The organism is Sphingomonas citricola (genome assembly GCF_019429535.1).
GTDB lineage: Bacteria > Pseudomonadota > Alphaproteobacteria > Sphingomonadales > Sphingomonadaceae > Sphingomonas > Sphingomonas citricola.
This window is the reverse complement of sequence record NZ_JAHXZM010000004.1, coordinates 211,644-233,895: the sequence shown is the minus strand read 5'-3', so window position 1 is coordinate 233,895 and position 22,252 is coordinate 211,644. Positions and strand designations below refer to the sequence as shown.

Here is a 22,252-nt window from a genome sequence, read left to right as displayed (position 1 = left end):
CGCCGTTTCGCGTGACGCCGTCGACGATCGACGCCCGGCCGGAGGAGCGGCCCTGCATCGCGGGCGCGGGGTGCCGGTCGTGAACGCGGGCGACCTCCCCGCCGCGGGGGACACCGCGCGCGACGGCGACGCGGCGCCTCTGTCCGCGCTCGAACCGCTCCGCCGGCGCCGCCCGCGCTGGCCGCGCGCGCTCGCCACCGCGCTCACCGGGCTGATGCTCGTCGGCCTCGCGCAGGAATTGCTCGATCACGGCCTCGCCGGCCTGACGCGGACGCTGCCGCGCAGCGGGTGGTTCTACCTGCTGTTCCTTCTGTCCTATCTGACCACGCCGGTGGTCGATTTCCTCATTTTCCGCCGTCTGTGGCGCGTGCCCGCGCGGGCGTTCGGCGCGCTGAACCTCAAACGCGTCGCGAACGATCTGCTGATCGGCGTGACCGGCGACGCCTATTTCTACGCCTGGGCGCGCGAGCGGTTGAAGATGGTCACGGCGCCCTTCGGGGCGGTGAAGGACGTCAGCATCCTGTCGGGCCTTGCTGGCAATACCGCCGCCATCCTGCTCGGCGCGATCGCGCTGCCGCTCGGCTACAAGCTGATCGATCCCGACGTGCTGCGCGCGATGCTATGGTCGCTCGGATTGACCGGGCTGGTCGTCGGCGCGGTGCTGTTCCTGTCGCCGATCGTCTTCTCGCTCGCGCGGACGCAATTGTGGTGGATCTACCGCTGGACGCTGTACCGCATCGCACTCAGCAGCGTGGCACTCGCGGTCGCGTGGCATTTCGCGATGCCGAGCGTGTCGGTCTTCATGTGGGTGTTCCTGATGGCGGGGCGGCTGCTCGTCTCGCGCCTACCGTTCCTGCCCAACAAGGACCTGTTGTTCGCGAACTTCGCGATCCTCGTCATCGGACACGATCGCGCCTTGTCGGAGTTGATGGCGTTCACCGCCGCGTCAACCTTGCTGGCGCATATCGCCGTGGTCGGCATCTTCGGTACCGGATTCGTGTGGGAAAGGCTCAAGGCATGGCGAAGGCGAGGGTGAGTTTCTGGCGCGGCGCGGCGATCGCGGCGGCAGGGCTCGCGGCTGTCCCGGCGGGCGCGCAGGTGCTCGGGCCCGATGCGCCGGCGTGCAGCGGCGGGCAGGGGCCCGCGATCCTCGCCACCGTCACCGGGCTGAAAGACGCGCGCGGCACGATCAAGCTCGAACTCTACCCAGCGAACGAGACCGATTTCCTCGAGGACGACAAGAAACTGCTCGCCGCGGGCAAGGTGTTTCGCCGCATCACGGTCGCTGCACCGCAGGGGAGTGTCGCGCGCATGTGCATCCGGGTTCCGCGTCCGGGTCGCTACGCGCTGTTCTTCGGCCACGACCGCGACGGCAAGCGCAAGTTCGATTTCTGGAGCGATGGCGCAGGCTTTCCGGGCAATCGCAAGATCGGCCGGTCGCGCCCCAAATTGTCCGACGCGCTGATCCAGGTTGGGCCGGGTGTCACGCAGACCACGATCCGCGCACAATATCTGCGCGGGCTCGGCGGGTTCGGGTTCTGACGCCGTGCGCATCGTCGAGGTGAACGAACTCTACTCGCCGACCGGCGGGGGAGTGCGAACCTATATCGACGCCAAAATGGCGATCCTGGCGAAACAGGGTCACGAACTGATCGTGATCGCGCCCGGCCGCGTCACGCGGGTGGAGGAACGCCCGACCGGCGGGCGCGTGATCTATGTTAAATCGCCGACGATCCCGATCGACCGCAATTACGGCCTGTTCTGGGACGCGGCACCGATCCATTCGCTGCTCGACGACCTACAGCCCGACGTGGTGGAAAATTGCTCGCCGTGGCGGTCGGCCGGGATCGTCGCCGACTGGACCGGCCCTGCGCTCAAGAGCTGGTTTCTCCACAACGACAATCTCGAGGCCTATCCCAAGCGCTGGCTTGGCCGGATCGCCTCGGGTGAGCGGATCGAGCGCGCGTTCGACTGGTACAATCGCTATCTGGACCGCTGTTTCCGGCGCTACGACGCGGTCATCACCAACGGCCCGGTGCTGTTCAAGCGCTACCGCGCGCGCGGCGTGCGCGTCGATGCGGCGATCCCGCTCGGGATCGATCGTGCGCGGTTCTCGCCAGCCTTGCGCGACGAGGCGCTGCGCGCGTCGATGCTGGCACAGTGCGGCCTCCCGCCCGACGCCCACCTCCTGCTCGCGGTCGGTCGCCATCATCCCGAAAAGCGCTGGCCGATGGTGATCGACGCGGTGCAGCGCGCGGGGGCGCGCCTGCCGGTCGGCATGATGATGCTGGGGCAGGGCCCCGATACCGCCGCGCTCGAACGGCATATCGGCCGCAGCCCGCACATCCGCCTCTACCGCCCGGTCTATGATCGGCCCCAGCTGGCAACCTTCATGGCGAGCGCGGACGCGTTCATCCACGGCGCGTCGAACGAGACCTTCGGACTGGTCGCGTCGGAAGCGTTGGCGAGCGGGTTACCGCTGGTCGTCCCCGACGCGGGTGGCGCGTTCGAAGTGGCGCGGCCGACCTATGCCGAAACGTACCGCGCGGGCGACGCGTATGATTGCGCGGCGGCGATCGTGCGATTGTTCGCCCGCGATCAGCCGCTGCTCCACCGCGCGGCGCGCGTCGCCGCGGCGCACGTCCGCTCGGACGAACAGCACGCCGCCGACCTCGTCGCCTTCTACGCGCGCCGCATCGCCGAACGCGACGCGCAGGCATCCGATCAGGCGAGAAGATCCGCGTAGGCCGCGGGCGCGTGATCGCGAAAGGCCGCGAACGTTCGGTCGATACTCGTCATCAGCGCAGGCACGCGTGTGTCGCCGGGGTGGACCGCAATCCGCACGTGCCGTGCCGGCTGCAGCGCGCGGCGCAACACCGCGGCGGCGGCGAGCGAACTCAACTGCCGCGCGCGCGACCGGCTTGCCCAGGTGATCACCGGCCCACGTGCCACGATGCGCCCGCGCGGCTGCCACACGCGCGCGTGATCCTCCGCCAATGCGAAGCCCGCATCGCCCAACGCACGCCGCGCGTCGTCCGAATATAGCCAGGCCGGCGCGATGAAGCCCGCGGCACCCCTTCCGATCGTGTCCTCGACCAGCGCCTTGCCGTGTTGCATCCGCGCCAGCGCCTCGGCGTAATCGAGCCCGAGGAACTCGCCCTCGCCCGCGGTCATGTGTCGCGCCTTGAACGCGGCGGCACCGGCGTGCGCGGCGGTGTCGCGGTGGTACCAGCCGTGGACGAACATCTCGATCCCGCGATCCGACCAGTCGCGCAGCCGCGCCTTGAACGCGGGCGTCAGCGGGGCGGCACCCCAGTGATCGGGCACCACCAGCATCGCCAGCCGCTTGCCGACATGGGGGTGGAGGTGCGCGAGCAACTGGTCGACCTCGCGCTCGAACCGGGGCGACACGTCGTGGATCGATGCGAACAGGCGTTTCATCGTCCGCGCCCATAGCCGATCGCGCGACCTGGCGCAGCAATCCGCTGTCACGATAGCATCATCGATCTGCGGCAAGGCCGATACCGACATCGGGGAAGGGGACACGCACGTGACGCTCACCATCAGCAGGCGCGCCTTGATCGCGACCGGCACGCTCGGGCTTGGCGCGCTGTCGGTCCCCGGCCTCGCGCAAGCCGTACCTGTGCTCGGCGCGACCGGTTTCACCCACTCGGTCGCGAGCGGTGAGCCTGGGCAGGACTCGATGCTGCTGTGGACGCGCTACGTCGCGCCGCGCGGCGATTCGGCGAAGCTGGTCGTCGAATTGAGCGAAACGCCCGATTTCGCGCGCGTTGCCGCGACCGGTAGCGAGATCACGGGTGCGTGGCGCGACTGGACCGCGAAGATCACCGTCTGGGGGCTCAAACCCGGCACGCGCTACCATTACCGTTTCGTCGCGCCCGACGGCACGCGCTCGCCCACCGGCACCACCAAGACGCTGCCGCAAGGCGCCGCACGCTCGTTCAAGGCGGCGATCTTCTCCTGCTCCAACATGGGGTTCGGCTGGTTCAACGCTTACGCGCACGCCGCGGCGCGCGACGACCTCGACCTCGCGATCCACCTCGGCGACTATTTCTACGAATATGCGCCGGGCAATTACCCGCCCGCCAACGTCGCGGTGCCCGGCCGCGTGCCGCAGCCGCTGGGTGAGACGATCCACCTCGCCGACTATCGCCTGCGCTACGCCAGCTACCGCGCCGACCCCGACCTGCAGACGCTCCACGCGCGTGTGCCGTGGATCGTGCAATGGGACGATCACGAGAGCGCGAACGATTCGTGGGAAGGCGGCGCGCAGAACCATGATCCGGCAACCGAGGGCGACTGGAACGCGCGCCGCGCCGCCGCGGTCCAGGCCTACCGCGAGTGGATGCCCGTCTCCGACGAGCCGTGGAAGGCATATGAGATCGGTCAGCTCGCGACCTTGTGGCGCACCGAGACGCGGCTGTTCGCGCGCACGCGCCAGACCGAGATCGCCGAGCTGCTCAAGGCGCCCGATCCCGCCGCCGCGATGCGCGCTTTCCGCGACGGCGCGTGGAGCGACCCCGCGGTGACGATGATGGGGACGCAACAGGAGTCGTGGCTGTTCCACGACCTGCGCCGCTCGGTGAACGCGGGGCAGCGCTGGCAGGTCGTCGGCTTCGGCACGATCATGGGCAATCTGTCGACGCCCAAGGCGGCGGAGGGATGGCTCGCCGGGTCGAGCGAGCGCGTGCGCGGCTATATCAAGGCGGGGATCATGGCGGCGCAGAACGGGCTGCCGTCGAACCTCGATTCGTGGGGCGGCTATCCGGCGGCGCGGCGGCGGTTCCTTCAGGCGGCGCAGTCGGCCGACGCCGAGCTCGTTGTGATCTGCGGTGACAGCCACAATGCCTGGGCGTTCGACCTCGCGCAGGACGGCGCGGCTGGCGTCGAATTCGCCGGCCACGCCGTCAGCTCCCCGGGGTATGAAAGCGCACTGTCGCAGGACCCGGCCCTCGTCGCGCGCACCCTGGTCGCGGCCAATCCCGAGCTGAAATGGTGCGACACCGCGCGCCGCGGCTACATGGCGATGACGATTACGCCCGACCGGGTCAGCAACGACTGGCTATTCGTCGACACGATCCGGCAGCGCAGTGCGGCGGCAAGCGTCGGCCACACCGCCACCGTCCTGCGCGGGCGGCGGCGCATGGTCGCGTAGCGGCGTTCCGCCGCGATCAGCACCACCGCCGCGAGGCTCACCCCCGCGGCCGCGTCCACAAGTCCGCCGCGCGCGGCGTGTCGGGGATCGTCATTCGCCCGCGCGCCGCAACCCAGCTGCGCGCGATCCAGCCGAGCTTCTCCCACTTGCTCGTCGTCACCCGGTGGTCCCACGCCGCGCCCCCGCGCGCCGCGACCTTGCGCGCGATGTCGCCGTAGATGCCCGCGGCGGCCAGCACCGCCCAGGCCGATCGCCTCGACAGCGCCTTGGTCCCCACGCACGCGCTCGCCTCGTGCATCTCGGCACGTGTCGCGAGCCGCCGTGCGAGGACGACCAGCCGGTCGCGGAACGGCGGCTTCATGTGCTGCCCAGGCGGGATATCCATTTCCGCCAGCCACTCGTCGGGCAGATAGCAGCGCCCGGCGCGATCATCCTCCTCGATGTCGCGCGCGATGTTGGCGAGCTGGAACGCCAGCCCCAGGTCGCACGCGCGGTCGAGCGTTTCCTCGTCGTCCGGCGACACCCCCATGACCAGCGCCATCATGCACCCGACCGCCCCCGCGACATGGTAGCAGTAACGGTAGAGGTCGCCTTCGCTGCGCGGCCGCCATTCCTCGGCGTCGAGCTGAAACCCGTCGATCAGGTCGTGCGCCAACGCGCGCGGCAGCCCGACCTCTGCCGCGACAATCCGCAACGCGTCGAACGCCGAATCGCCGATCACCTCGCCGTCGAGCGCGCGGTCAGTCAGCCGCCGCACCTCGGCGACGCGCGCCTCCGCATCCGCGACGCGGCGAATGCCGTGGCCATGATCCTGCCCGTCGACAATATCGTCGCACCGGCGGCACCATGCGTAGAGCAGCCACGCGCGTTCGCGTGTCTCGCGGTCGAACAGCTTGGAAGCCGCGCCGAAACTCTTCGATCCCCGCGCGATCGACTCCTCCGCCGCCGCGACGATCGCGTCGCGCGTCGGGAGTGCCCCGTGACCCGCGGCCTCTGCGCTCAAAGGTCCTCCGCCGCCATGCGCACGATCGGCTGCGTCGGGCGGTGATCCGCCATCGCGTCGAGCAGCGCGTCGAACGTGTCGGCGACGATCAGGAGATCACGGTGCTGCGCGCGCAGGAAGCCGACCTCGCCCATCTGCTGCCAGAAGTTTATCAGGTGATTGTAATACTCATTGGCGTTCAGCAGACCCACCGGATCGGCGTGATAGCCGAGCTGCGCCCAGCTGAGCGCCTCCCACAGTTCGTCCATCGTACCGGTGCCGCCGGGCAGCGTGACGAAGCCGTCCGACAGGTCGGTGAACGCGCGCTTGCGCTCGTGCATGCCGCCGACGACGTGGAGCTCGGTCAGCCCGCGGTGCGCGACCTCGGCGTCGACCAGCGCTTGCGGGATGATGCCGATCACCTCGCCGCCGGCTGCCAGCGCGCCGTCCGCGACCGCGCCCATCAATCCCAGCCGTCCCCCGCCGTAGACGACCCCGATCCCGCGCTGGGCCAGCCCCTCGCCGACCTCGCGCGCGAGGTCGATGTACGAGGGGTCGGCGGGGGTGGCGGAACCACAATAAACGGCAAGACGCTTCATGCCCGCCCCGCTAGGCCAAGCGGCGCGGGCCGACAACCGTTCGTCGCCGCCCGTCTGTCCGCACCCCTCACGCCGCGACCGGCGTGCGGTAGCCCTCCAGCATCAGCGCCGCGGTCGCCTTCGCGCTACCGACGACACCCGGAATGCCCGCGCCCGGATGCGTGCCCGCGCCGGTGAAGAACAGGTTGGCGATCGCGTCGTCGCGATTGTGGACGCGGAAATAGGCGCTCTGCGTCAGCACGGGCTCGAGGGAGAAGGCGCTGCCCAGATGCGCGTTCAGATCGTGCTGGAAATCGGTCGGCGCGTAGCTGAACTTGGTGACGATCCGCGAATGAATGTCGGGGATCAGCCGCCGCCCGACCTCGTCGAGGATGCGCTTTTCCAGGATCGGCTTCACCGTTTCCCAGTCGCCGGTGAACTTGCCCATGTGGGGGACGGGCGCCAGCGCGTAGAAGGTCGAATGTCCCTCGGGCGCCAGACTCGGATCGGTAACGGTCGGATGGTGGAGGTAGAGCGAGAAATCCTCGCTCAAGACGCCGTGGTCGTAGATGTCGTCGAGCAGCCCTTTATAGCGCGGGCCGAACAGGATCATGTGGTGCGGGATGCCCGGCCACGTGCCGGTCACGCCGAAATGGACCACGAACAGCGACGGCGAATAACGCTTGCGCTCGAGCTTGCCCGCGGTCCGCCTCGCCGCCCCCGAATCGGGCAGCAGGTCGCGATAAACGTGCATGATGTCGGCGTTGGCGGCGATCTGGTCGACCTCCTGCCGGTATCCGCCCGCGGTCTGCACCGCGGTCACGCGGTCGCCCAGCGTCTCGATCTTCGACACGGGATCGTTCAGCCGCAATTTCCCGCCCAGCCGCTCGAACAGCGCGACCATGCCCGCGACCAGCCGATTGGTGCCTCCTTGCGCGAACCACACGCCGCCGTCGCGCTCCAGCTTGTGGATCAACGCGTATATCGCGCTGGTGGTCATCGGATTGCCGCCGACGAGCAGGGTGTGGAAGCTGAGCGCCTGCCTGAGCTTCTCGCTTTCAACGAACTTCGACACGATCGAATAGACCGAGCGCCACGCCTGATATTTGGCGAGCGCGGGCGCGGCCTTCACCATCGACGCGAAATCGAGGAACGCGACATGGCCGAGCTTCTCGTAACCCTCGCGGTACACGCCCGCCGAATAATCGAGGAAGCGGCCGTAGCCCGCGACGTCGGCCGGGTTGAGCTTCGCGATCTCGGCGCGCAGTATCTCGTCGTTGTTGGTGTAATCGAAGCTGGTGCTGTCGGGCCAGTGGAGCCGGTAGAAGGGCTGCACCGCCTCCAGCACGACGTCGTCGGCCATGCGGTTGCCCGACAGGTTCCACAATTCCTCCAGGCACGCCGGGTCGGTAATGACGGTCGGGCCGGCGTCGAAGGTGAAGGTCCCGGCCTCGGTCGCGCGTTCCCAATAATAAGCGCGGCCACCCGGCTTGTCGCGCGATTCGAGGATCGTCGTCTCGACCCCGGCGGACTGAAGCCGGATCGCGAGCGCGAGCCCGCCGAAGCCTGCGCCGATCACCACTGCACGCGTCATGATGCATCCTTCAAAGCGTGGAGCGCGCGCCCAATCGGGACCGGCGGCTTGCCGGCGAGCACGCGCATCTTGTCGAGCGTCGTCGAACGGCCCGCGTAGAAACGCGACACCAATCCGGGACGAAGGCGATAGAAACGTTCCAGCACGCGGTAACGCTCCGCGGGCTCGGCCGCCTTGAACAGCATCAGGTCGAGCATGCGGTAGAATTTCCGCTCGCGCCACGCTTGCCGCGCGTGCGCGTGGGTCAGGTCGTGGAGCGCCGCGCCCGACAGGTCGTTCGCGTCCGCGATCAGATGCGCGAACCGGACGGCGTCGGGCAGCGAGTAACCGGTGGTCGGATGAAACATCCCCGCGCGCCCACCCGCCTTCGCGACCCTGCCGGTCGAACGCCAGTACGCCTCGAAATCGCCGCCGAGCACCACCGGCAGCACGCCGTGCTCCTCACGCAGCGGATTGCCAGTCGTCCAGCCCGCGGCGCTCGCATATTCGCCGATGCGCGTTCGGATCGTCGGCCAGTCGAGTTCGGGCGTGTCGCTGTAATAGGTGTCCTCGACCAGCAACGTGTCGGCGTAGAAGGGCAGCAGATAGACGAAGCGATAGCCATCCAGCTGCTCGACCGTCGCGTCCATCACCACCGGCCGCGCAACGCCGTGCCCTGCGGTTACGCTCAGCTCCTGCCCGACGAATTTCTGCCAGCCGCATTCGAGCGCGGCGAGATCGCCGGGCCCGCGCGCGTCGATCACGCCGCGCGCCTCGACGCGGTCGCCGTCCGCCAGCACCACCGCGGTCGCGCTGCACGCCAGCACCTTGCGTCCGGTCATGAGCGCGAGCGCGGGGAGCGTCGCGCGCAGATGCGCGTCGAGACGCTCGGAGCGCACCGTATAATAAGCCTGCGCGAGCGTCCGCGCGTGCGCGGGAAAGCGAACGTCGTAATCGGGCCAGGCGTGCGCGACGATCGGCGCGATCAGCGGGCGGTGCGCCTTCACCACGTCGGCGCCGAAGAACGACCACAGGTGATGGCCGCCGAACGTCTCCCCGCCCTCGATCACGCGCACGTCGAGATCGGGCCGCCGCGCGCGCAGCGCAAGCGCGATCAGCGATCCGGCAAGCCCGCCGCCGACGATCGCGACATCGCAGAGGATGGTGGAGCGCATTGCCGATCCGCCTAGCCGATCGGGGGGCGAGCGGGAAGGTCCGGTGTGGGATTGTCGGGGCGGACGGAGGCGCGCGGGGCTTGATTTCCGCGCCATCCTCGCGGACGGCTGCGCCCATGACCGATATCGAAGAGTTGAAGGCGCACTACCTCGTCGCGATCGACGCATGTGCCGGGCTGGAGGCGCTGGAGACGGTGCGCGTCGAGGCGCTCGGCAAGCAGGGCCGCGTCACCGCGCTCCTGAAGACGATGGGTGCGCTGTCGCCGGAGGAGCGGCAGGTGAAGGGCCCCGCGATCCACGGCCTGCGCGAGGCGGTGACGTCGGCGCTCGCCGCCCGCCGCGCGGCGCTGGAGAATGTCGCACTGGAGGCAAAGCTCGCTGCAGAGCGCGTCGACGTGACCTTGCCGGTCGACGCGATTCTTACCGGCAGCGTCCACCCCGTCAGCCAGGTCATGGACGAGTTGGCCGAGATCTTCGCGGACCTCGGCTTCGCGGTCGCGACGGGGCCGGAGATCGAGGACGACTGGCACAATTTCGGTGCGCTCAACATTCCCGACACGCATCCCGCGCGGGCGATGCAGGATACGTTCTACCTCGAGCCGCAGGCAAGAGCGGCCGGCGACGGGCATAGCCCGTCGTCCGACGGCGCGGGCCAAGCGGGGCCGGCCCCCTTCGTCCTGCGCACGCATACCTCGCCTGTGCAAATCCGCACCATGATGCAGCAGCAGCCCCCCCTGCGCATTATCGCGCCGGGTCGCGTCTACCGTTCGGACTGGGATGCGACGCACACGCCGATGTTCCACCAGATCGAGGGGCTGGTGATCGACCGCGGCATCACGCTCGGCCACCTCAAATGGACGCTGGAGACGTTCCTGCGCGCCTTCTTCGAGCGCGACGACGTCGTGCTTCGCCTGCGCCCGAGCTACTTTCCGTTCACCGAACCCTCTGCCGAGGTCGACGTCGGCTTCACGATCGAGAAGGGCAAGCGCGTGATCGGCGGCGATCCCAACGGTCCGGGCGGCGGCTGGATGGAGGTGCTGGGCTCGGGCATGGTCCATCCCAAGGTGATCGCGGCGTGCGGGCTCGATCCGGCCGAATGGCAGGGCTTCGCCTTCGGGTGCGGGATCGACCGGCTCGCGATGCTCAAATACGGCATCGACGATCTGCGCCCGGTGTTCGAGGGCGATATCCGCTGGTTGAAGCATTACGGCTTCGCCGCACTCGACGTGCCCACGCTGTCGGGCGGCGTCGGCACCGCCTGAACCAGCCTTTCCCTTTACCGACCCGCCTCGCGGGATCACGGAAGTTACCACGATGAAGTTCACGCTTTCCTGGCTCAAGGACCACCTCGACACCGACGCGTCGCTGTCGACCATCCTGACCACGCTGACCCGCGTCGGGCTCGAGGTCGAGGGGGTCGAGAATCCGGCCGAGCGGCTGTCGGGCTTCCGCGTCGCGCGCGTGCTGACCGCCGAGCGTCACCCGCAGGCGGACAAGCTGCAAGTGCTGTCGGTCGATGCCGGAGAAGGGCCGCTCCAGGTCGTCTGCGGCGCCCCCAACGCGCGTGCCGGCCTCGTCGGCGTATTCGGGCTGCCCGGCGCGACGGTGCCCGCGAACGGCATGGTGCTGCGCGTCGCCGCGATCCGCGGGGTCGAATCGAACGGCATGATGTGCTCGACGCGCGAGCTGGAGCTAGGCGAGGAACACGACGGGATCATCGAACTGCCCGCCGACGCCCCCGTCGGCACCGACTTCGCCACCTACGCGCAGCTCGACGATCCGGTGATCGACGTGTCGGTCACCCCCAATCGCCCCGATTGCATGGGCGTACGCGGGATCGCGCGCGACCTCGCTGCCGCCGGGCTCGGCACCATGAAGCCGCTCGACGTGGCTGCCGTCGCGGGTGAGGGCGCGGGGCCAGCGGTGCGGATCGAGGACGCGGCGGGCTGCCGCGCCTTCTATGCACAATCGGTGACCGGCGTCGCGAACGGTGAATCGCCCGAGTGGCTCCGCCGTCGCCTCTCCGCGATCGGGCAGAAGCCGATCAGCGCGCTGGTCGACGTCACCAATTACGTCATGATCGACCTCGGCCGTCCCTTGCACGTCTACGACCGCGCGAAGCTGTCGGGGGCATTGGTCGCGCGCGCGGCGCGCGACGGCGAGGAGGTGCTCGCGCTCAACGGCCGCACCTATTCCCTGCGCGCCGGCATGACGGTGATCGCCGACGACACCGCGGTCCACGACATCGGCGGCGTGATGGGGGGCGAGCATTCGGGCGTCACCGCCGACACCACCGACGTGCTGATCGAATGCGCCTATTTTGATCCCGACCAGATCGCGCGCACCGGACAGGCGCTGCAACTCAGCAGCGACGCGCGCACCCGGTTCGAGCGCGGGGTCGACCCCGCCTTCCTCAACGACGGGCTCGCGATCGCGACGCGCATGGTGGTCGAGCTCTGCGGCGGTCGCGCCAGCGAAGTCACCCGCGTCGGCGAGCCGCCGCTTCAGCCGCGCCGCTACGCCTATGATCCGGCGCGTGCCGAGACGCTCGGCGGCCTCGCGGTCGCGACCGACCGCCAGCGCGCGATCCTGACGTCGCTCGGCTTCACCGTGGACAACGACTGGCAGGTAACCGTTCCGACGTGGCGTCCGGACATCGACGGCAGCGCCGACCTCGTCGAGGAGGTGATCCGCATCGAAGGCATCGACAACGTGCCCTCGGTCGCCTTGCCCCGCCCCGCGGGCGTCGCGACGCCGACCGCGACACCCGCGCAGAAGCTGGAGCGCCGCGTCCGCCGCGCCGCCGCCGCGCGCGGGTTAGACGAGGCGGTGACGTGGAGCTTCGTCTCGGCACCCGCTGCGGCGGCGTTCGGCGGCGGGGCGTGGACGCTCGCCAACCCGATCAGCGAAGAACTGAAGGTCATGCGCCCGTCGCTGCTGCCCGGCCTTCTCTCGTCCGCCGAGCGCAACCTGAAGCGCGGCGCGGACGGCGTCCGGCTGTTCGAACTCGGTCGCCGTTACCTCGCGGGCGGCAAGGACGGCGCGGCGGACGAGCGCGTGACGCTCGGGCTCGTCCTCGCGGGCAACGCGCGCGGACGCGGCTGGCGCAGCGGCAAGGCGGCAACGTTCGATGCGTTCGATGCCAAGGCCGAGGCACTCGCGCTGCTCGCCGCCGCGGGCGCACCGGTCGACAATCTGCAGGTGCTGGGCGCGGACGGTGTCTGGTCGGGCGAGGCGTGGCATCCCGGCCAGTCGGGCACGCTCAGGCTCGGGCCGAAGACCGTGCTCGCAGCGTTCGGCATGCTTCATCCGCGCACGTTGAAGGCGTTCGACCTGTCCGGCCCAGTCGCCGCGGTCGAGCTGTATCTCGACGCGATCCCCGCCAAGCGTGGCGCGTCCGGCTTCATGCGCGCGGCCTACGCGCCGCCCGCGCTCCAGCAGGTCCGCCGCGACTTCGCATTCGTGGTGCCGGACGTCATCAGCGCCGACGCGCTGACCCGCGCGGTGAAGGGCGCGGACAAGGCCGCAATCGTCTCCGCGCGCGTGTTCGACGTGTTCACCGGTGCGGGCGTCGAGCCCGGCACCAAGTCGGTCGCGCTCGAGATCGTGCTCCAGCCGGGCGAGAAGAGCTTCACCGACGCGGACTTGAAGGCGATCAGCGACAAGGTCGTCGCCGCCGCGGCGAAGCAGGGCGCGACGCTTCGCGGATAAGCAAACGGGCGGGTGCCACCGCGCCCGCCCGTTCAAACTTTTGACCATGGTGGCCGGACGCAGCGACGCCCGGTCAGGTGGCGGTTACACCCGCATCGGCATCAGCACGTAGAGCGCGGGCGACTTGTCGTTCTCGCGGATCAGCGTCGGCGCGGCGGCGTCGGCCAGGTGGACCTCGACCATGTCGCTGTCGATCTGCCCCAGGATGTCGAGCAGGTAACGGCTATTAAACCCGATCTCGAACGGTGCCGAGGTATAGTCGCCCGGCACTTCCTCCGCCGCCGTACCGTTCTCGGGGCTGGTCACCGACAGCGTGATGCGGTCACGGTCGAGCCCCATCTTCACCGCGCGCGTCTTCTCGGTCGCGATCGTCGAAACGCGGTCGACGCCCTCCATGAAGCTCTTGGGATCGAGCTTCAGGATCTTGTCGTTCGCGGTCGGGATGACGCGGCTGTAATCGGGGAAGGTGCCGTCGATCAGCTTCGACGTCAGGATCGCGCTGCCCAGGTCGAAACGGATCTTGGTCGACGACAGCGACACGCCGACCGAGCCGTCGACCTCGTCGAGCAGCTTGCGCAGCTCGGCGATGCATTTGCGCGGCACGATCACGTCGGGCATCCCGTCCGACCCTTCCGGCTTCGCGACCGTCACGCGCGCCAGCCGATGGCCGTCGGTCGCGGCGGCCTTCAGCACGTCGTCCGACAGGTGCAGGAAGATGCCGTTCAGATAATAGCGCGTTTCCTCGGTCGAGATCGCGAAGCGCGTCTTGTCGATGATCTGCTTGAGCGTCTCGGCCGGCAGCTCGAAGCTCGTCGGCAGTTCACCCTCCGCGATCACCGGGAAATCGTCGCGCGGCAGCGTGCCCAAGCTGAAGCGCGCGCGTCCCGCAACGATCGCCATGCGCCCGTCCGCGGCCGACAGCGACACCTGCGCGCCTTCGGGCAGCTTGCGCGCGATGTCGAACAACGTGTGCGCCGACACGGTGATCGCGCCCGGCTGGTCGACCGCCGCCGCCACGCTCTCGTTGATCTGGAGGTCGAGGTCGGTCGCCATCAGCCGCAATGAGCCCTCGACCGCCTCGATCAGCACGTTGGACAGGATCGGGATGGTGTTGCGCCGTTCCACCACTGATTGCACGTGGCTGAGCCCCTTGAGGAGCGTTGCGCGTTCGATCGTCGCCTTCATCGAAATTCCCCCGGCCCGCAGGTCTTTACCAGGGGCGATATGGCCAATGTTTCCTAGCCAAAAGAAAACGGCCGGAGCAAGCGCCCCGGCCGTCTTTCTTGTGCGCTGACCCTGTGAAAAACGTTAAGAATTGGGGGAAAGCGTCGATCCTGCGCGAAACCGCGTCAGAAGCGGATGCCGACGCCGCCGAGCAACTGATGCCGGTCGAGGTCGATGTTGTAGCCGTCGACATCGCCGTAGTGAGAATAACGATATTCGCCCTTCACGTAGGTGGTCGGGTTGATGTTGTATTCCAGCCCGGCGCCGACGCGGAAACCGTCGAGGTTGGTGTGGTCGCGGAACTCGGTCGTGCCCGCGGTATAGCGCGATTCGATCCGCGCGTTGGTGTAGCCGCCCTTGGCGTAGATCATCGCGAGCGGCGAGATGACATAGCCGACGCGTCCGCCGAGATAGATGTCGCGGCCCGCATCGACCGAGAAGCGATCGCCCGCGGTGATGGCGTTGTAGCTGCGCGCGCGCGACGTCGAATCGGTCAGCTCCGCGTCCGCGCCCAGCACCACGCCGCCCGCCTGAACGTCGTACCCGATCGCGCCGCCGTAGAGAAAGCCGTCGCGCCCCTCGGAGCTGCCGTCACTGCCGTCCTGCAGATTGTCATAGCCGGCAAGCGCTTCGACCCGCGGACCCGTGAACGGTGCGGCACCCGTCTGCGCGGCGGCGGGAAGCGCGGCGATGCCGGCGGCGATGACAGTGGTGACGAGAACGAGCGTACGCATGGGCTACTCCATATCAGTCACACCCCGTTCGCCGGGGCGGGATGCGGGAAATAGTCAGCATCGCTGCCGGTTGCATGAACCTCACCTAAACAGCTTTTCGCGTTGCTTTCGCGCCACACCGGGTTGACACCGCGGTCATGGAAACTGGGTTTGATCAGCATGGGCAGGCGGGGCGGCGGCAGGGCCGCGACTTCGTCGCGCGTCACGGTGAGACGGTGTTCAACGCTGCGCGGCGGATGCAGGGCGACCACCCGCACACCCCGCTGACGCGCGCGGGTTTCGCGCAGGCGGACGAAATGGGGCGGGCGTTGCGCGACCTGCTCGGCGTGCGTCCAGCACTGACCTTGTGGGCGTCGCCGACCGGACGCGCGCTTCAGACGCTGGCGATCATCGCCGAGCATCTCGAACTCGACTGGCATCAGGCGCACACCGACGCGCGACTGGTCGAGATCGACATGGGAAGCTGGGGCGGGCGTTATTACGCCGACGTCGTCGCGGAGGTCGGCCCGGTGGTCGACGGCGAGGGACTGCTCCGCTGCGCCCCCGACGGCGAGACCTATCCCGCGATCGCGCGGCGGGTGGGCGGCTGGCTCGCCGATACGAACGATGATCCCGGCGACCGGCTGGTCGTGATGCACGGCATATCGAGCCGGGTCCTGCGCGGCGTCGCGACGGCGGCGCCCGTCGGGGCGTGCGGCGCTCCGGTGCTGCCGGGGCACCCGCAGGGCAGCGTGTCGCTGATCGAGCGCGGGGTCGAGACGCTGGTGCACCGCGGCACCGGCTACGCGCCCGCGTGACTGGCTGGTGAGCGGCACTGTGATCCTCCTCGCGCTCGCATTTCTGTCGGGCGCGCGCGATGCGGTCGGCGTGTGGCAGCGCTGGGGCGCGATCCGCGACGCCGGGCCGCCGCGGCGCTGCTTCGCGCTCGCGCGCCCCGTCACCGTGAGCGGCGGTACCGACATGCGCGGCGGCTTCGCGAGCGTCGCGGCGCGAACCGATGCCGCGCGGCGCCCCGCGGTGTTTGTCCGCTTCTCGGTGCTCCGCCAGCCCGGCACGCCGATCACGCTGACGATCGGCGAGCGGCGCTTCGGCCTGCGCGGCGACGCACGTGGCGCGCGCGCACCCGATGCCGCGACCGACCGCGCGATCGTCGCGGTGATGCGCGGCGGGCGCAGCATGAGCGTGTCGGGCGTCGCGACCGGCGGGCGCCCGTTCGCCGATACCTACGCGCTCGACGGCGCCGCCACCGCGATCGACGCGGCGAGTCTCGCCTGCGCGCGGTGACGCACGATCGGCGATCGGCGGCGCGTCCGCGGTGAACCGATCGGCCCGCGCCGCCACGAAGCAACCCGCAGCCGCGTTGTGCGTTTGATGCGTATGCGAAAACGGGGATGGCATCGCCATCGCCGCCATTGTTGTTACCTTTGTAAGTGCGTGACCCATGAACGAGCCGATGCGGGGAAAGCGCCCCGTCCACCACGATTTCCGTCTGCAGGAGCGCGACGACGCACTGATGGTCGCGAACGACGCGGCGCAGCCCGCGCCGTTCGTCGCGGCGCGCGATGCGCTACGCCAGGCCTGGGCACCCCCGCTCGACACCTTCGTGACCGGCGACCTGCCCGAACTGCTGACACGGCTGAACCTCGTTCGATCGGTAGCGGCCGACACGCACTCCTGACGCTCGCGCTCCTACGCCTCCGCGCGCAGCGGGCGTGACAGCAGCGCGTCGATCGTCGCGGCAACCGGCGCCCCGTCGAGCAGGCGGCACACCGCCTCGGTGATCGGCATGTCGACGCCCGCCTGACGCGCCGCCTCGCGCAGCACCGGGGCGGTGTGCGCGCCCTCCGCGACCGTCAGCCGGTTCTCGAGCAGCGTCGCCGCGGGATGCCCCTGACCGATCCCGCGTCCCAGCGAGAAGTTGCGCGAACTGGTCGACGAGCAGGTCAGCACCAGGTCGCCGAGCCCCGACAATCCCGCGAGCGTCTCCGCCCGCGCCCCGCGCGCGAGCCCGAAGCGCGTCATCTCGGCGAACCCGCGCGCGATCAGCGCAGCACGCGCATTCTGACCCAGACCCGCGCCGTCGACCACGCCGCACGCGATCGCGAGCACGTTCTTCACCGCGCCGCCGATCTCCGCGCCGATCACGTCGCACGACGCATAGGGCCGGAAGGTCGGCTGCGCGATCAGCGCGGCGAGCGTGGCGGCGAGCCCCGCATTCTCCGCCGCCAGCGTGACCGCGGTCGGCAGCCCCGCTGCCACCTCGTGCGCGAAGGTTGGACCAGACAGCACCGCGATCGGCGCGCGCGGCACCGCCTGCCGCGCGACCTCGTGCAGCGGCAGCAGCGTGCCGGCCTCGATCCCCTTCGAACACAGGATCAGTGGCGCGGCGTGATCGCGCAGATTGGCGAGAACCGCGCGCATATGCTGCGCGGGCGTCACCACCAGGATCGCGCGTGCGTCGGCGAGTGTCGCCCAGTCCCGCGTCGCGTGGATCGCAGGTGACAGCGTGATACCGGGCAGGAAGGCGGTGTTCTCGTGCACGCCGTTGATCGCCGCGACCACCTCGGCTTCGCGCGCCCACAGCCGGACCGCGTGGCCCGCATTCGCCGCGACTTGCGCGAGCGCGGTGCCCCACGCCCCGCCGCCGATGACGCCGATCACGCCTTCACCCCCGCACCGCGGACCGCCTCGGCATCGGGGTCGAGTGGCCAGCGCGCGCGCGCAGGCGCGTCGAGCGGATCGGTAAGCCCCGCGGCGAAACGCTCCGCCCCCGCCCAGGCGATCATCGCCGCATTGTCGGTGCACAGCCACAAGGGCGGCGCGACGAAGCGGAGATCGTGCTCGGCGGCGAGCGACTGGAGCGCGGCGCGGATCGCGGTATTGGCGGCAACCCCGCCGGCGACCACCAGCGCGGTGACCGGCCCCGCGCGGTTCAGCGCGCGGCGCGTGCGGTCGATGAGGCAGTCGACCACCGCCGCCTGGAACGACGCAGCGAGATCGGCGGGGGCATGATCGTTCGCCGCGCGCGCGACCGCGGCCTTCAGCCCCGCGAACGAGAAATGCGGCTCGCTCGATCGCAGCAGCGGACGCGGCAGCGGGACCGCGCGCGAATCGCCGTCACGCGCAGCGCGCTCGACCGCCGGGCCGCCGGGAAAGCCGAGCCCCAGGATCTTCGCGGTCTTGTCGAATGCCTCGCCCGCGGCATCGTCGATCGTCGTGGCGAGACGGCGGTAATGCGCGACGCCCTCGACCAGCAGCAACTGGCAATGCCCGCCCGAGACGAGCAGCAGCAGATACGGAAAATCGAGATCGGGATCGGACAATCGCGGGCTGAGCGCATGCCCTTCCAGGTGATTGACCGCGACCAGTGGCTTTCCTGCCGCGTGCGCCAGCGCCTTGCCGGTGACGAGCCCGACCATGACCCCGCCGATCAACCCCGGCCCCGCGGTCGCGGCGACCGCGTCGACCTGCGCCAGCGTCACCCCCGCGTCAGCGAGTGCCGCGGCCACCAGCGGTTCTAGCGCCTCGACATGCGCGCGCGCGGCGATCTCGGGCACCACCCCGCCATAGGGCGCGTGCGCCGCCTCCTGCCCGAGCAGGCGGTGCGCCAGCACCTGCCGGTCGCTGGTGACGAGAGCGGCGGCGGTTTCGTCGCAGGAGGATTCGAGGCCGAGGATAAGCATCGTGCGTGATGTAGGGGATCGCGCCGCGGGGGGAAATGGCCACGCCTTGCCGTGCCCGCGACGCTCGGCGATAGGCGGCGGATGGCTGACGGCTTTCGACAGGGTACGTTTCGACTGGGCACGCGCGGCTCACCGCTCGCCTTGGTGCAGGCGGGGATGGTGCGCAACGCGTTAATGGCGGCGCACGGCTGGGATGATGTCGAGATCGTCGTGATCCGCACGACCGGCGACCGCGTGCAGGATCGCGCGCTGGCCGAGATCGGCGGCAAGGCATTGTGGACCAAGGAGCTCGACCGCGCGCTGCTCGCGGGCGAGGTCGACGCCTGCGTGCATTCGATGAAGGACGTCGAAACGATCCGCCCGCGCGAGATCGCGATCGCGGCGATGCTCGAACGCGCCGACGTGCGTGACCGCTTGATCGGGGCGGCATCGATCGCGGCGTTGCGCGACCATGCGGTGGTGGGGACCAGCAGCCCGCGTCGCGCGGCGCAACTCGGGCGGCTGCGCCCCGATGTCACCACGGTGCTCTTCCGCGGCAACGTCGACACGCGGCTCGGCAAGCTGGCGGTCGGCGAGGTCGACGCGACGCTGCTCGCGGCCGCGGGGCTAGACCGGCTGGGGCGGCACGACACGGGGGTGGCGATCGAATTCGACGAGATGCTGCCCGCGCCCGCGCAGGGGGCGGTCGGGATCGAGACACTGGCCGACGGACCCGCGCGTCATCTGGTGGCAGCGATCGACCACGCCGATACGCACCGCGCGGTGCTGGTGGAACGCGCGTTGCTCGTGACGCTCGCCGCCGACTGCCACTCGCCCGTCGCGGCGCTGGCGCGGATCGAGGCAGGCGAGATCGTCCTTCGCGCGCAGTTGCTGACCGAGCGTGGCGACGAATCAGTCGAGGGTGAGCAGCGCGGCGGCGACGAGGTCGGCACCGCGCTCGCGCGCGATCTGCTCGCGCGCGCGCCCGCGGCGATCAGGCGGTTGTTCGCGGGATGAACGCGTCGAAACGCGCGCTGGTGCTCCGGCCGGAGCCGGGGAACGGCCGCACCGTCGCCGCGCTGCGCGCGCTCGGGGTCGACGCGCTCGGTATCCCGTTGTTCGAGATCCGCCCGCTCACCTGGGCCGTGCCCACCACCGAGCACGTCGACGCGCTGCTGCTGACCAGCGCCAACGCTGTGCAGGCGGCGGGCGAGGGGCTCGCGGCCCTCGCGCACCTTCCGGTCGTGGCGGTGGGCGCGGCGACCGCGCGCGTCGCGCAAGCCGCAGGCCTGCATGTCGCGGTGACCGGTCAAAGCGACGCCGCGGCGGCGGTCGCGGCGGCGTCCGCCTTCCCCCGCCTGCTTCATCTCGCGGGACGCGAGCACGTCGCGCTGCCCGGCGTCGAGCGCGTGATCGTCTACGCGAGCGAACCCGTATCGGTCGCGCCTGACAGCCTCGCCGCTGCCGTCGACGGCGTGGTGCTGCTCCATTCGGTGCGCGCGGCGGGGCAATTCGCAGCGCTCGCACGTGATCTGCCGCGCGCGCGGATCATGCTCGCCGCGATCAGCGCGAACGTCGCGGCGGTGGCGGGCGAGGGATGGCGTCGGGTCGCGATCGCGCGCACGCCAAGCGACGCGTGCCTCGTCGAGCGCGCGGCGGCACTGCTCGCGATTGACCCGGCGGGCACGCCCGAGGATAACGTGCGCCATGAGTGACGACCATCCGTTCGGCGACGGCGCGCGGCGTTCGCGCAGGGGCCCGGCGGTATTGATCGCGGCGCTGGTGCTCGCGATCGGATTGGGCCTGATGATCTTCGCGATGCGCAACGAGCCCGGCTGGCTCAGGCGCGGCGAGACGCAGGCGACCACGCCAGCGCGTGCGCCCGTACAACAGGCGCCGCAGACGACCACCGACGTCCAGGCGCTCTCCGCGCGTGAAACGGCACTCGCCGCGCAGCTCGCCAGTCTTGAAGCGCGCGCGGCGACGCTCGGCAGCAGCGCCGCCGACGCGGAAGGGCGGGCGGGCCGCGCCGAGGCGATCCTGATCGCGTTCGCCGCCCGCCGCGCGATCGATCGTGGACTGGGTCTGGGCTATCTCGAGGAGCAGTTGCGCGCACGCTTTCCCGGTGCCTCGCGGGAGGCAGCCGCGGTGATCCGCGCGTCGCGCAACCCGGTCACGCTCGAGAGCCTGCGTCAGGGGCTTGACACTGCCGCGCCGGTGCTGCTCGCGCGCGAGAGCACATGGTGGGGCGGGCTCGGTGCCGAATTGCGCAATCTGGTCGTGATCCACGAGGCGGGCACGCCGTCGCCGCTCCCCGCCGACCGGCTGACGCGCGTGCGGCGGCTGATCGATGCCGGGCGGGTCGAGGAAGCGCTGGCGGAGGCGAAGCGTCTGCCCGGCGCGGGCGGTGCGGCCGACTGGACCCAGGCCGCGCAGCGCTACGTCGACGCACACCGTGCGCTCGACCAGCTCGAAACGGTCGCAATCGTCGGGCCGGTGACGCAACCCGCCGCCGCGCCCGCTATAGCACCCGGGCAGATCATCCAGGCACCTGCGCAACCACCCTCGCTCGCGCCGCAGCCGGTACCGACCGCCGACGTGGGCAACTACCTCTAGCCGGGTAATCCGCCGAGCCGCTCGATCAACGCCATCGCGGCGTGCGGCGCGCGTACCTTGGCGCCGTTGATCATGAACACGAATGTCTCGCGCGGGCGCACCGGGGCGGGATCGGCGGCGCACAGCAGCACCGTGGGCGTGTCGCCCGCCGCTAGCGCGCGCGCCCGCTCGGCCCAATCATCGAGCACCGCGGGCGCGTAGCCCGTCGGCTCCTCCTCGCGCGCATCCTCCAGCCGGACGTAGGCGAGGTCGCCCGATACGTCGCCGATCGCGGGGTAATCGGCCGAATCGGCGTTGACGATCGCGACCCCCGCGGCGCGGCACAGGTCGACGAACACGGGCGTCAGGAAGCTTTCATGGCGAACATGCACCACATGCCGCAATCGCACCCCCGCATGCTCGTGCGGCAGGAGCGAAAGAAAGGCGGCGAAATCGTCGGCGTCGAAGTGACGGGTCGAGGCGAACTGCCACAGGATCGGGCCGAGCTTGTCGCCCAGTTCGACGATCCCCTGTCCCACGAAGCGCGCGATCGATTCGCCGGCTTCCGCCAATACCTTGCGCGTCACGCAGTAGCGTGATGCCTTCAAGGCGAAGACGAAACCGTCGGGCGAGGCATCGCGCCATGCCGCGAAGGTCGCAGGCTTGAACGACGAATACAAGGTGCCGTTGACTTCGATTGCGGAGACGTGCCGGCTGGCAAATTCCAGCTCGCGCTTGATCGGCCATTTGGGCGGGTAGAACGCGCCGCGCCATGGCTCAAAGGTCCAGCCGCCGATGCCGACTCGAATGGGGTTGGTCATGGCGAGCAGATATAGAGCGTA

Annotated in this window: 22 protein-coding genes; 12 read left to right on the top strand and 10 right to left on the bottom strand. The window is 70.0% G+C overall.

Features of this window, described 5'->3' with window-relative positions; all coding sequences use genetic code 11:
• Nucleotides 1–70 precede the first annotated feature (70 nt).
• Genes KZ810_RS11745 through KZ810_RS11735 form a run of 3 tightly spaced genes read left to right on the top strand, consistent with a single transcriptional unit; the run spans nt 71 to nt 2,746 of the window.
• Complete coding sequence (locus KZ810_RS11745) at nt 71–1,036, top strand: hypothetical protein (protein ID WP_308461541.1); 966 nt, start codon at nt 71–73, stop codon at nt 1,034–1,036.
• Complete coding sequence (locus KZ810_RS11740; RefSeq protein WP_219769296.1) at nt 1,018–1,542, top strand: DUF2141 domain-containing protein; 525 nt, start codon at nt 1,018–1,020, stop codon at nt 1,540–1,542. Before KZ810_RS11745 ends, KZ810_RS11740 begins: the two co-directional genes overlap by 19 nt.
• 4 nt (nt 1,543–1,546) lie before the next feature.
• Nucleotides 1,547–2,746, top strand: a complete 1,200-nt coding sequence (locus KZ810_RS11735; RefSeq protein ID WP_219769295.1) for a glycosyltransferase — start codon at nt 1,547–1,549, stop codon at nt 2,744–2,746.
• Here KZ810_RS11735 and KZ810_RS11730 read toward each other — a convergent pair.
• Entirely contained in the window at nt 2,725–3,441 is a 717-nt protein-coding gene (locus KZ810_RS11730) for a polysaccharide deacetylase family protein (protein ID WP_219769294.1), read from the bottom strand. The genes KZ810_RS11735 and KZ810_RS11730 overlap by 22 nt on opposite strands.
• A gap of 109 nt (nt 3,442–3,550) precedes the next feature.
• Here KZ810_RS11730 and KZ810_RS11725 point away from each other — a divergent pair, with 109 nt between their 5' ends.
• Complete coding sequence (locus KZ810_RS11725; RefSeq protein WP_219769293.1) at nt 3,551–5,176, top strand: alkaline phosphatase D family protein; 1,626 nt, start codon at nt 3,551–3,553, stop codon at nt 5,174–5,176.
• A gap of 37 nt (nt 5,177–5,213) precedes the next feature.
• Here KZ810_RS11725 and KZ810_RS11720 read toward each other — a convergent pair whose 3' ends face one another.
• The 4 genes from KZ810_RS11720 to crtY form a co-directional block, all read right to left on the bottom strand.
• Nucleotides 5,214–6,179, bottom strand: a complete 966-nt coding sequence (locus tag KZ810_RS11720) for a phytoene/squalene synthase family protein (protein WP_219769292.1) — start codon at nt 6,177–6,179, stop codon at nt 5,214–5,216.
• Nucleotides 6,176–6,757, bottom strand: a complete 582-nt coding sequence (locus tag KZ810_RS11715; RefSeq protein WP_219769291.1) for an LOG family protein — start codon at nt 6,755–6,757, stop codon at nt 6,176–6,178. Before KZ810_RS11715 ends, KZ810_RS11720 begins: the two co-directional genes overlap by 4 nt.
• Before the next feature lie 67 nt (nt 6,758–6,824).
• On the bottom strand, nt 6,825–8,330 hold the full coding sequence (locus KZ810_RS11710) for a phytoene desaturase (protein WP_219769290.1): 1,506 nt from the start codon (nt 8,328–8,330) through the stop codon (nt 6,825–6,827).
• Nucleotides 8,327–9,484, bottom strand: coding sequence for a lycopene beta-cyclase CrtY (crtY, locus tag KZ810_RS11705; protein ID WP_219769289.1), 1,158 nt, complete (start codon nt 9,482–9,484; stop codon nt 8,327–8,329). The genes KZ810_RS11710 and crtY overlap by 4 nt, the downstream gene beginning before the upstream one ends.
• A 116-nt stretch (nt 9,485–9,600) precedes the next feature.
• On the opposite strand from crtY, the gene pheS reads away from it, so the two are divergent.
• The gene (pheS, locus tag KZ810_RS11700; RefSeq protein ID WP_219769288.1) at nt 9,601–10,746 is read left to right on the top strand and encodes a phenylalanine--tRNA ligase subunit alpha; all 1,146 of its coding nucleotides are present in this window, start codon (nt 9,601–9,603) and stop codon (nt 10,744–10,746) included.
• 52 nt (nt 10,747–10,798) lie between these two features.
• Nucleotides 10,799–13,195, top strand: coding sequence for a phenylalanine--tRNA ligase subunit beta (gene pheT / locus KZ810_RS11695; RefSeq protein ID WP_219769287.1), 2,397 nt, complete (start codon nt 10,799–10,801; stop codon nt 13,193–13,195).
• An 84-nt stretch (nt 13,196–13,279) separates the two neighbouring features.
• On the opposite strand, the gene dnaN is transcribed toward pheT, so the two are convergent.
• Nucleotides 13,280–14,380 carry a DNA polymerase III subunit beta gene (dnaN, locus tag KZ810_RS11690; RefSeq protein WP_219769286.1) on the bottom strand — a complete coding sequence of 367 codons (1,101 nt, stop codon included), beginning with the start codon at nt 14,378–14,380 and terminating at the stop codon, nt 13,280–13,282.
• Between the two features lie 164 nt (nt 14,381–14,544).
• On the bottom strand, nt 14,545–15,153 hold the full coding sequence (locus KZ810_RS11685; protein ID WP_219769285.1) for an outer membrane protein: 609 nt from the start codon (nt 15,151–15,153) through the stop codon (nt 14,545–14,547).
• A gap of 137 nt (nt 15,154–15,290) precedes the next feature.
• Here KZ810_RS11685 and KZ810_RS11680 point away from each other — a divergent pair, with 137 nt between their 5' ends.
• The 3 genes from KZ810_RS11680 (at nt 15,291) to KZ810_RS11670 (ending at nt 16,831) form a co-directional block, all read left to right on the top strand.
• Nucleotides 15,291–15,950 (top strand): histidine phosphatase family protein, encoded by a 660-nt coding sequence (locus KZ810_RS11680; RefSeq protein WP_219769284.1) that lies wholly within the window; start codon nt 15,291–15,293, stop codon nt 15,948–15,950.
• 7 nt (nt 15,951–15,957) lie between these two features.
• Entirely contained in the window at nt 15,958–16,437 is a 480-nt protein-coding gene (locus tag KZ810_RS11675; protein ID WP_308461540.1) for an invasion associated locus B family protein, read from the top strand.
• 157 nt (nt 16,438–16,594) lie between these two features.
• Nucleotides 16,595–16,831, top strand: a complete 237-nt coding sequence (locus tag KZ810_RS11670; RefSeq protein WP_219769283.1) for a hypothetical protein — start codon at nt 16,595–16,597, stop codon at nt 16,829–16,831.
• 11 nt (nt 16,832–16,842) lie between these two features.
• Here the strand turns inward: KZ810_RS11670 and KZ810_RS11665 are convergent, their stop codons facing one another.
• Both KZ810_RS11665 and tsaD read right to left on the bottom strand, forming a co-directional pair.
• Nucleotides 16,843–17,814: an NAD(P)H-dependent glycerol-3-phosphate dehydrogenase gene (locus KZ810_RS11665; protein WP_219769282.1), complete on the bottom strand. Its 972-nt coding sequence runs from the start codon at nt 17,812–17,814 to the stop codon at nt 16,843–16,845.
• Entirely contained in the window at nt 17,811–18,836 is a 1,026-nt protein-coding gene (gene tsaD / locus KZ810_RS11660) for a tRNA (adenosine(37)-N6)-threonylcarbamoyltransferase complex transferase subunit TsaD (protein WP_219769281.1), read from the bottom strand. Before tsaD ends, KZ810_RS11665 begins: the two co-directional genes overlap by 4 nt.
• 81 nt (nt 18,837–18,917) lie before the next feature.
• Here tsaD and hemC point away from each other — a divergent pair, with 81 nt between their 5' ends.
• Genes hemC through KZ810_RS11645 form a run of 3 tightly spaced genes read left to right on the top strand, consistent with a single transcriptional unit; the run spans nt 18,918 to nt 21,431 of the window.
• Nucleotides 18,918–19,832 carry a hydroxymethylbilane synthase gene (hemC, locus tag KZ810_RS11655; RefSeq protein ID WP_219769280.1) on the top strand — a complete coding sequence of 305 codons (915 nt, stop codon included), beginning with the start codon at nt 18,918–18,920 and terminating at the stop codon, nt 19,830–19,832.
• Nucleotides 19,829–20,530 carry a uroporphyrinogen-III synthase gene (locus tag KZ810_RS11650; protein ID WP_219769279.1) on the top strand — a complete coding sequence of 234 codons (702 nt, stop codon included), beginning with the start codon at nt 19,829–19,831 and terminating at the stop codon, nt 20,528–20,530. Before hemC ends, KZ810_RS11650 begins: the two co-directional genes overlap by 4 nt.
• A complete protein-coding gene (locus tag KZ810_RS11645) occupies nt 20,523–21,431 on the top strand; it encodes a hypothetical protein (protein ID WP_219769278.1) in 909 nt (302 codons plus the stop codon). The genes KZ810_RS11650 and KZ810_RS11645 overlap by 8 nt, the downstream gene beginning before the upstream one ends.
• On the opposite strand, the gene KZ810_RS11640 is transcribed toward KZ810_RS11645, so the two are convergent.
• On the bottom strand, nt 21,428–22,231 hold the full coding sequence (locus tag KZ810_RS11640; protein WP_219769277.1) for a DUF72 domain-containing protein: 804 nt from the start codon (nt 22,229–22,231) through the stop codon (nt 21,428–21,430). The two genes, KZ810_RS11645 and KZ810_RS11640, sit on opposite strands and share 4 nt — an antisense overlap.
• Nucleotides 22,232–22,252 lie beyond the last annotated feature (21 nt).